Genomic DNA, 8,299 nt, shown 5'->3' with positions numbered 1-8,299 from the left:
GCCTTCCCGGCGAGCCCACCAAATACGGCCGCGAAGTCGCACCGGGCGTGCTCGGTCATATCCACCAGCATATCCTGTGTGCCCGGGTCGAAATGGCGGTGGACGGCGATGAAAATAGCGTGGTCGAATGCAACACCTATAGCGAGCCGCCGGGTCCGAAAAATCCCTATGGCAATGCTTTTTTCGAGGAGGAGACGATCCTTGCCCGGGAAAGCGAGGCGGCGCGGCGCGCAAACCCGGCCTCGCATCGCTATTGGAAGGTGGTCAATCCGAACAGCCTGAACCGCGTTGGCCGCCCGGTCGGCTACAAGCTCGAAGCCACCCATTGCGTCACGCCCTTCGTTCATCCCGGTTCCCCTTCCGGCAAGCGGGCCTCCTTCGTCGAGAACCATGTCTGGTTCACCCGCTACGACCCGCAGGAGCGCTACCCTGCTGGCGAATTCATGAACCATTCCAGCGGTCGTGGCGGACTTTCAGATTTCATCAAGGCGGATCGCCCGCTGGAGAACACCGAAGTCGTCATGTGGCATGTCTTCGGCTTGCATCATCCGGTGCGGCTCGAGGATTTTCCGGTGCAGCCCTGCGTAACCACCGGCTTCAAGCTGATGCCGTCGGGCTTCTTCAACGGCAATCCCGCGATCAATCTCGCGCCAGAGATCAATCGCGCCAGCATGCCGGCCGAGGTCAATGCCTGACGGTGCGATTATTACAGGTAGGAACCGGACGCCTCCCCCGACGCGGGGGCGGCGACCATGACCCTGGCGACATTGCTTGCCAGCGGATTCCTGATGGGATTGGCCGGCAGCCTTCATTGCGCCGGCCTCTGCGGCGGCATCGCGTCCTCCCTTCTTCTCGCCACAACTGCCGGAGAAAACGGCGGCGTTGCGCGGGTCCGGGCAGTTTCCGCCCTGCAACTGGGTCGCGTGTTGACTTACATGCTAGCCGGGGCCTTCGTCGGGACGATTGGCGGTGCCCTGGATTTCATGCTGCAATTGTCGCCGGCGCAACCAGTCCTTCGCCTTCTTGCAGCACTCTCCGTGGTCTGCAGCGGCCTATCCATTGCAGGCGTCCTACCAGCCTTTGGCAAGCTCGATGGACTCTTTCGGCGTTTTTTCATCGCCTCGACACGCCCCATGTCGCCAGCCTGGCGGCAGGCATCGCCGCTGCTTGCCGGGATGGGCTGGGGATTTGCGCCCTGTGCCATGGTGTACAATGCGCTTTTAACGGGCATGCTCGCGGGGTCGCCTCAGGGCGGAGCAATGTTCATGGCCGGGTTCGGCCTAGCCACCGTGCCCGCGGTCGGGTCCGTCGCCTTGGGCGTGAGTTTCCTCAAGTCCCGGAGCACTTCGTATCGAGCCCAGCCGAAAATACGCAAGGCGCTCGGTCTAGCGCTCTCGGGAATGGGACTTTTAGGCCTTGCCGAACCCGCGATGTCACTGTCCACACTCTGCCTGACGGGAAGTTGACTGAAGCATCGCGGCATCGCGTTCCGTGCGCTTCATGGTTACGTTTACAACGGCCACACCACGGACGGGCGGCGACTTCGTTGGCTTTGGCATGCGGCGCGGCCATGCGGCGGAGCCCAGAGGCGAGCATATCCAAGCCACCTGAGGCGACGATAGATGGTCCGTGGTGCGGCTCATATGTCCCGACGCCAAATGAAACTCTAGGACGACGTTGGCGGAACGAACTGCACGAATACCAAGCACATAAGTTTTTGTTTCGGCGTGCAGAATTTGTTCTGACGCATATGTGGAACGGCCCGGTTAGCAAGATTTTTCAGCGCCTATCACCGTTGGACGGTGCTGTCATATGTCCGGCCTGTCAGCGCGGTCGTTGACCGTTGGCCACGATAAGATCCGCGATGTCGATCGCCTAATCAGTTCTGCGCGCTTAAAGGCGCAGTGAGCAGCGTTTGCGCAAGAGCGGAGTGCAGCCGGCGCGACGCTTGCCAACGAGAGCGGAAGGCCGCGCGAACGGATCTCGCAGTTCCAGCTTGGTGGCGCGCTTCGTCACACCGCATCCGTGATGGCCGCGAGCCCTGCCCATCGCGCCCGGTGCAGTCACCCGTCAGGAAACTGGCCGGCAAGGTGGCCAAGGCGTTTTCTGGCAATGCCGCCGTCAAGGAAACGTGGGAGGACGTTTGATGAGCGGCCCACTGCACGCCGCGATGCTGGAGATCATCGTGTTCCGATTGCACGATCAGGAGTTCTGTGTGCGCACGACGATGGTAGAGGGCTCCGTGTTGGTTTCCCGCTGATCAACGGTTAATCACAAATGTGAACCCCGACTGTTGCCGGGTGTTTCTGATTGTCGTGGCAAGGGCGCCCGACAGGCACGCGACGGGTGCGTCCGAAGGCAGCCCATGCTGAGCCATCCATCTAAAACCGTCGCGCTGAGCCTATTGGACCACCCCCTGGACAAACCGATCGACCGCCACAGTGTAGCTTCCTGGTTTGCCGAGATCTTCGTTAATGGCGGAATGGCTCTTGGCGACCGGCAGCACTGTGGCGCGAACTCCGACCGTTCTGGCCCTGGCTTCAAAGCCTTCTGCCTGAGCGCAGGACGTGCGTCGTGTTGACGAACACACAAGCAGCATCGGTCGCGCTGCGGGCAGGAGCTGGGCGCTCGGGGATGCGCGCCGCCAGAAAGCCGGATCGCTGCCGAAGGCCCTGTCGTACAGCCGCGGATGCGAACTCTTCATGATCTCCGTCACGTCGTAAGCCGCGCTATCCAACCCTATTGTACCGCGCCAAAGCTTCGCACCGACCCGCGTTGCCATATTGGGATCGGCGGAAAGCAACGTGACCAGATGCGCGCCCGCCGAGTGCCCCATCAGCACGAAGCGGCGGGGATCGCCGCCGAGGCTCCGCACCCTTTCCTGGGCTGAGGCAAGAGCCTTGGCGACATCCTGCGCCTGCACGAGCGGGTCGGCTTCCGGCAGCAGGCGGTTGTCGACCGAGACGAAGATGAAGCCTTTCGGAAGCCAGTAGGCAACTTTGTTGTCAATAACGCGGGAGGCCGATTTGGAACCGATGGCCCATGCGCCACCATGCACCATGAAGATGACGGGAGCGTTTGTGGCACCGCCCGGTACATAGATATCCATCCGCTGCTTTGGATGATTGCCATAGGCGATATCCCGGTAGACCCTGGTTTGTGCGGGAATCGCGACTTGCGCACCCGCGGTCTGCCCTGAACCCTGCGCCGCAACGGCGATGGCCGACCGGCAGCCGTCAGATAACTGCGTAAGGTTCTGGCGAAGGCATTGGGCGACGGCGCCTCCGCCGGGCCTGGCCCCAGGGCACGCTCTCGCGACGTCCGCGCGGCAGGCCTGCACCAGTGCCCGGCGTTCGCTCCTGCTCAATTCCTGGGATTGCGCTTCAGGACCTGCAAAGCAGAAAAGGGCTCCAACAGAAAGAACAACCATAGCTCGGATTAAATTTCGCATATCGTACTCCGCTGACAATGACCTTTCCGATTTGTACGTGTGGCAAGGTGCCCTCCTACGCGGTGACGAAGAAAAACCAAGGAGCGACATCAATCAGCGTTCAGCGTAGGAGCGTGCCGCTTCGTTCGTATGAGCAGCATAGCCAGCGTTTAGTAACGATATGCTTCGTTCGGCTATCCTGATGAAACCGAGGACGATTCAAGATGAAATATGCATCACGACTTGCAGTTATGCTGATAGCAACAGCCCCACTGTTGGCGATGGCTGGTCCTGGCAATGCCGAGGAATGGACACGCTCGACGGTCCATGGCGGGCAAATCACCCGCAGCGTCAGCGGCGAGGACGGACGATATTCCGGCACCACAACCCGGACGGGCGCCAATGGCGCGACATACACATCGAGCGGCCAATGCGCCTCAGGCATCGTCGATCGCTGCGCCCGCAGCTACTCCGCAACCGGACCGAACGGATCCACTGTGACAGGCAAGCATGCAACCGCGGTCGGGCCCTGGCGCGTCCGCACGGCGCGCAGCGTTACCGGGCCTGAAGGCGGTCGGCTTTTAACGCTACGCCGTACCGTACGCTAGCCAGCCTTGGAGAGCGATAAGCGATCAGTCGACAAAACCGCCGCCGACATCGATCGATCGCTGATGCTGGCGATCGCGGCGGGGCGTCAGCACGCGCTCGCAGAACTCGTCGAGCGCCACGGCAAGGGCCTGACGGCCTTTGCTCGGCGTTACCTGGGCGGCTCGCGTGAGGATGCCGAGGATATCGTTCAGGAGGTATTCTGGACCGTATGGCGCAAGGCCACCGATTTCGATCCAGACAGGGCACAGGTGACGACCTGGCTGTACAGGATCGCCGCGAACCGCTGTATCGATGTTGGACGGCGAAACGCGCTGCTGCGCTTCGTCGGGCTGGATGCGATGCCCGCCGACCCGGCCTTTGACGAGCCCGACGCCGAGGCGACAATCTTCGGACGGTCGGAACTGGCCTTGGCCCGCAAAGGCATCCTCGGCTTGCCGCAGCGCCAGCGCATGGCGCTGCTCCTGCGCGCGGTCGCCGATCTCGACGTTGCGGAAATCGCACAGGTGATGGGAACGACCGGCGGCTCGGTCGAGCAGCTTCTGGTCCGCGCGCGGCGCGCGTTGCGGGAGCATATGGAAAAAGCAGGCGGAGGCCCAAGAGTATGACAATGAGTGAAGAGGAATTCAAGAAACTGAAACGCCGTTTCGGCGACGACGTATCGACCTGGCCGGCGCCATACCGCCGGCTGGCGGAGAACCGCCTGGATGAGAATCCGGTCGACAGCCTGGTCCGCGAAGCTGCCATCGATAAAGTCGATGACAGCCTTCTGGCCCGGAAGGTGCTCGACGGGCTCGGCGCTGACCGGAACCCGAGATCGAAATCGCTGTGGTCTTCCTTTGCGTCGCCCCGCTTAGCCGCCGCTGCGGTGCTCATCCTGACGGGAGCGGCGATAATGGGTGGATACCAGTTCGCCAAGGTAGAGGGACGTTCCGTCGAAGCGTCCTTGTTCGCGGTTGCAGCTGGCGCGCCGACAACATTCCTGTTTGGCGATGAATTCGATCGTCTGGAGAGCAACCTATGACACGCTCTGGCATGTTACGAACCACTGTTTTCGCGCTGTTGGCCATATCGCTTGCCGGCAACTTCTTCACGATCGGCTATCTCGCGCATCGATGGCAGTCCGGCCCCAGCGCTCTTACGATGGCTCTCGCATCGCGCTATTCCCCCGATGTCCAGCGTGCATTCCGCGGGGTCTTGCGCGAGAATAGGTCAACTGTGCGCGCGGCATTGGCTGAACTGAGGATGGCGCGTGACGCCCAAGAGGCTCTTGCCAGGCAGCATCCTTTCAATGAGGCGGCAATGCGCGAGGCGATGGCCCAAGTCAGAACAAAGACAGAGGCGCTTCAATTGATATTGCAGACCTACCTCCTGACTGTCCTCAGAAACGCAGAATCTCCCGCAAAAGATGGTTGACCTAATATTGCTAGATACCAGCGGAGCATTGGGCATGCGGACCATGCAAATACTGCTACTGATGTTCGGCGTCTTGCTGTCTTCGTGCGGCCCTGGGCCTGGCAGAGCCGCCGAAGTTGTCGCTTTCCCGAGTGGGGACAAGGTTCTACATGGCTACCTCTACAAACCCGCCGGCCCCGGCCCCTTTCCAACCATGCTCTACAATCACGGAAGCGCGTCCGGTGATCTCAATACCCAGGCGTTCGATGCGATAGCGCCGATCTTCGTAGAGCACGGCTGGGCATTCTTCGCGCCGTACCGCCGTGGCCAGGGCCTGAGTGCCGATGCTGGCCCCTATATCATGGACGAGATCGGGACGGCGCGTGCCCGCGGCGGCAAGGCGGCAGCGGCGGAAACTCTGGTCCGGTTGTTGACGACAGATCACTTCAACGATCAGCGTGCGGCGCTGGCTTGGCTGAAGCAGCAGCCTTTCGTTCGATCAAATGCCATCGCCGCCATGGGCAATTCCTTCGGCGGGATCGAAACCGTCCTTGGCGCCAGCCATGGCACCTATTGTGCCGCAGTCGATGCCGCCGGTGGCGCGGAAAGCTGGGACGAGGCGCCAACCTTGCGCGACGTCATGATGACGGCCGCACGAGAGGCGCCACGACCAATCCTCTTTTTTCAGGCCGAGAACGACGTGACGATTGCGCACAGCCGTGAACTGTTCGCGGCGCGCAAGGCGGTCGGACGTCCGGCGGAGATCCGCCTATATCCCGTGTTCGGTCACTCCGTACGTGATGGTCACGCCTTTCCTTATCGTGGCGTCGATATCTGGAAGGCCGATATACTGGCCTTCCTCGATCGGAATTGCGGGGCGGTGAAGGACAGCCTTGCATCTGGGTCAGACCGATAACAATAGCGAGTATTCCGCGCCATCGGTCTTTTTGGAATTGCTGTCGATCTGGCCGAATTGTCGAATTGGTTTTTGGTGACCGTATTCCAACGCTGCCGCACAATAGGAGAAGATGACATGGGACGCGAGGCAATCACACGAGTGGAGATAGGCAGCGAGGTAGGTGAGGTCCTCGCTCTGCTCGAAAGCACAGAACTGATCTTGCATGGCGACATCCGCCGACGGTTCCCGCGCGACCGGCTTGTGAATGTCCGCGTAGATGGGTCGGCGCTTTGCTTCTCCTGCAATGGCGAAACTGTTTCCCTGCATATGGGCGCCATCGGAGCAGAGAAATGGAGGAACGCGATTGCCACCCCGCCGCCGAGCCTGCGCGTTAAACTGGGGCTGAAAATGGACACAAAGGCATTTCTGATCGGTCCTTGCGACGATGGGGCGCTCGCCGACGCCCTGGAAGGCGTGTTGACGGACGATATCACAGAGGCCGCGATGATAGTCGCCCGCATCGACGGGCCCGATGATCTGGCGGCGGCTCAAGCGGCGCAGGCAAAATGTCCGGACCTTCCGGTCTGGGCGATTTATCCAAAAGGAAAGAATGTCCCCTATGGAGATGGGCCTATAAGGGCCGCATTGCGCGACGCAGGGTATCGCGACTCCAAGTCCTGTGCTGTGTCTGAGCGGCTGACGGCCACAAGATACAACCCGGGGCGACTTTAGAAAGGCTTGGAGTCAAGCGTCGGCTCTATACGATCAAACTCGTCAAGGTGGAACTTACTCGCCGGATCGGTGCCGCGATCGTCCACCACAGCGGCTCCAATTCGGACGCGATGGCCGGCAGGGATCCAGACGACGAACTGGCCTATTTGCGATCCGTGCAGACGCACATCGCCCAGGCCCAAGGCAGTCGGGCAGCCGGCTGGTCAAGCCCAGGGCTAGCGTACCCCATTTCTAGGCCTTGAACGCCTGGCTGGCAGTAGTCACCGCCTTGATGAAGCGGTTCCTGCTGCAAAAGGTTTCCTCAAGGGACGAAGGCTACATTCTTGCGAACGCCGAAATTAAGCCTCCCGTCCAACAAAGATGGTTCCGCGCGGCGTTTGTCATTGCGAGGCTCGTCGTATTTCCCGCGTCAGAAGCGGCCAACACGTCCTATAGCGGAAGTAAGGGTGGATCGATCGTCGCCAGAGAAACTTTCACCTGCTGAGATGATTTCGTTAGTACGAGCAAAAAGTCATGCACCGCCACCATGGGAACAGCAGCACTCTTGGGCGCTGCCCGAACATTGTGACGCCAAGCCTATCCTGGGACTGCTCACGCAGGTCTAGTAAATTCTTTATTGGATCAAGAGGTGGGCACTATTGTTTGTCTGACAGCGGCAAGAAAAGCCGGTGCCGCCATTGAGCGTGTCGCTGCCACCCAATCCAGAGAGCCTGTTGTCCGCTTTTGCCGGTCAGCATGTTGGCAGCTGCGTTATCTGTACCCCTGAGATTGGCCTTCTGTAACGAACGGCCCAATTCTTCGCCCAAAAAATAAGCACAGCAAGAGTGTGGTCAATTATTGACTCGGTTCTCGCTAGATGGTAGTAGCATCCACTAGGCGGAAGTTTTGTTTTGCGATCTTATTGAAGGGGGCATCCATGCATCGGTTCCTAAGTGTTGCTTTTATGAGCAGCGCAGCATTGATTGCTGGCAGTTGGCCAGTTCACGCCGACGTCAGAATCGGATTTCATGCACCCACCACGGGCTTTGCGGCTGCAGATGGTGCTTCGGCGCAGATCGCCGCAGAACTGGCTGTCGAAGATCTCAACAAAGCCGGCGGTATCGCTGGAGAGAAAGTCGAGCTCATCAGCTACGACGACCAGGCTCAGCCGCAACAATCAATTGCTATTGCCAACAAGCTTATTAATCAGGACGGAGTCTCGTTCGCGATTTCGGGGAGCTATTCCGAGCCGACCCGTG

At 60.3% G+C, this 8,299-nt stretch carries 9 protein-coding genes and 2 pseudogenes; 9 read left to right on the top strand and 2 right to left on the bottom strand.

Going from position 1 to position 8,299, the window contains the following annotated elements:
• Positions 1-695: pseudogene (locus T18_RS27900) on the top strand (tyramine oxidase); the annotation flags it as partial.
• Between the two features lie 57 nt (positions 696-752).
• Complete coding sequence (locus T18_RS23295) at positions 753-1,466, top strand: sulfite exporter TauE/SafE family protein (RefSeq protein WP_038497167.1); 714 nt, start codon at positions 753-755, stop codon at positions 1,464-1,466.
• Positions 1,467-2,401: 935 nt separating this feature from the next.
• On the opposite strand, the gene T18_RS23290 is transcribed toward T18_RS23295, so the two are convergent.
• Both T18_RS23290 and T18_RS28300 read right to left on the bottom strand, forming a co-directional pair.
• The gene (locus T18_RS23290; RefSeq protein WP_233285003.1) at positions 2,402-3,109 is read right to left on the bottom strand and encodes an alpha/beta hydrolase; all 708 of its coding nucleotides are present in this window, start codon (positions 3,107-3,109) and stop codon (positions 2,402-2,404) included.
• 144 nt (positions 3,110-3,253) lie between these two features.
• Positions 3,254-3,430 (bottom strand): annotated as a pseudogene (locus tag T18_RS28300) (cysteine rich repeat-containing protein); the annotation flags it as partial.
• Between the two features lie 251 nt (positions 3,431-3,681).
• Between T18_RS28300 and T18_RS23285 the strand changes: the two are divergent.
• The 7 genes from T18_RS23285 to T18_RS27285 all read left to right on the top strand — a co-directional run.
• Positions 3,682-4,038, top strand: coding sequence for a hypothetical protein (locus T18_RS23285; RefSeq protein ID WP_038497164.1), 357 nt, complete (start codon positions 3,682-3,684; stop codon positions 4,036-4,038).
• A 6-nt stretch (positions 4,039-4,044) separates the two neighbouring features.
• Positions 4,045-4,644: an RNA polymerase sigma factor gene (locus T18_RS23280; protein ID WP_046205675.1), complete on the top strand. Its 600-nt coding sequence runs from the start codon at positions 4,045-4,047 to the stop codon at positions 4,642-4,644.
• A gap of 2 nt (positions 4,645-4,646) precedes the next feature.
• A complete protein-coding gene (locus T18_RS23275; RefSeq protein ID WP_038497161.1) occupies positions 4,647-5,060 on the top strand; it encodes a hypothetical protein in 414 nt (137 codons plus the stop codon).
• Positions 5,057-5,452 carry a periplasmic heavy metal sensor gene (locus T18_RS23270; protein ID WP_038497158.1) on the top strand — a complete coding sequence of 132 codons (396 nt, stop codon included), beginning with the start codon at positions 5,057-5,059 and terminating at the stop codon, positions 5,450-5,452. Before T18_RS23275 ends, T18_RS23270 begins: the two co-directional genes overlap by 4 nt.
• A 34-nt stretch (positions 5,453-5,486) precedes the next feature.
• On the top strand, positions 5,487-6,347 hold the full coding sequence (locus T18_RS23265; protein WP_038497155.1) for an alpha/beta hydrolase family protein: 861 nt from the start codon (positions 5,487-5,489) through the stop codon (positions 6,345-6,347).
• Positions 6,348-6,464: 117 nt separating this feature from the next.
• Entirely contained in the window at positions 6,465-7,061 is a 597-nt protein-coding gene (locus T18_RS27050; RefSeq protein ID WP_038497152.1) for a hypothetical protein, read from the top strand.
• A gap of 943 nt (positions 7,062-8,004) precedes the next feature.
• A partial coding sequence (locus tag T18_RS27285; protein ID WP_210187543.1) for an ABC transporter substrate-binding protein occupies positions 8,005-8,299 on the top strand: 295 nt, incomplete at its 3' end.

The sequence above is a fragment of the Rhizobium sp. TBD182 genome, assembly GCF_001950375.1.
In the GTDB taxonomy this organism is placed as follows: Bacteria; Pseudomonadota; Alphaproteobacteria; order Rhizobiales; family Rhizobiaceae; genus Agrobacterium; species Agrobacterium tumefaciens.
Note: the sequence above shows the minus strand (reverse complement) of the source record. Positions and strands in the feature narration are given on the sequence as shown.

Excerpts from the sequence above, each read along its gene's own strand:
- T18_RS27050 (WP_038497152.1), top strand. The coding sequence starts at position 6,465 with ATGGGACGCGAGGCAATCACACGAGTGGAGATAGGCAGCGAGGTAGGT.
- T18_RS23295 (WP_038497167.1), top strand. The coding sequence starts at position 753 with ATGACCCTGGCGACATTGCTTGCCAGCGGATTCCTGATGGGATTGGCC.
- T18_RS23285 (WP_038497164.1), top strand. The coding sequence starts at position 3,682 with ATGCTGATAGCAACAGCCCCACTGTTGGCGATGGCTGGTCCTGGCAAT.
- T18_RS23270 (WP_038497158.1), top strand. The coding sequence starts at position 5,057 with ATGACACGCTCTGGCATGTTACGAACCACTGTTTTCGCGCTGTTGGCC.
- T18_RS23290 (WP_233285003.1), bottom strand. The coding sequence starts at position 3,109 with ATGGATATCTATGTACCGGGCGGTGCCACAAACGCTCCCGTCATCTTC.
- T18_RS23265 (WP_038497155.1), top strand. The coding sequence starts at position 5,487 with ATGCGGACCATGCAAATACTGCTACTGATGTTCGGCGTCTTGCTGTCT.
- T18_RS23275 (WP_038497161.1), top strand. The coding sequence starts at position 4,647 with ATGAGTGAAGAGGAATTCAAGAAACTGAAACGCCGTTTCGGCGACGAC.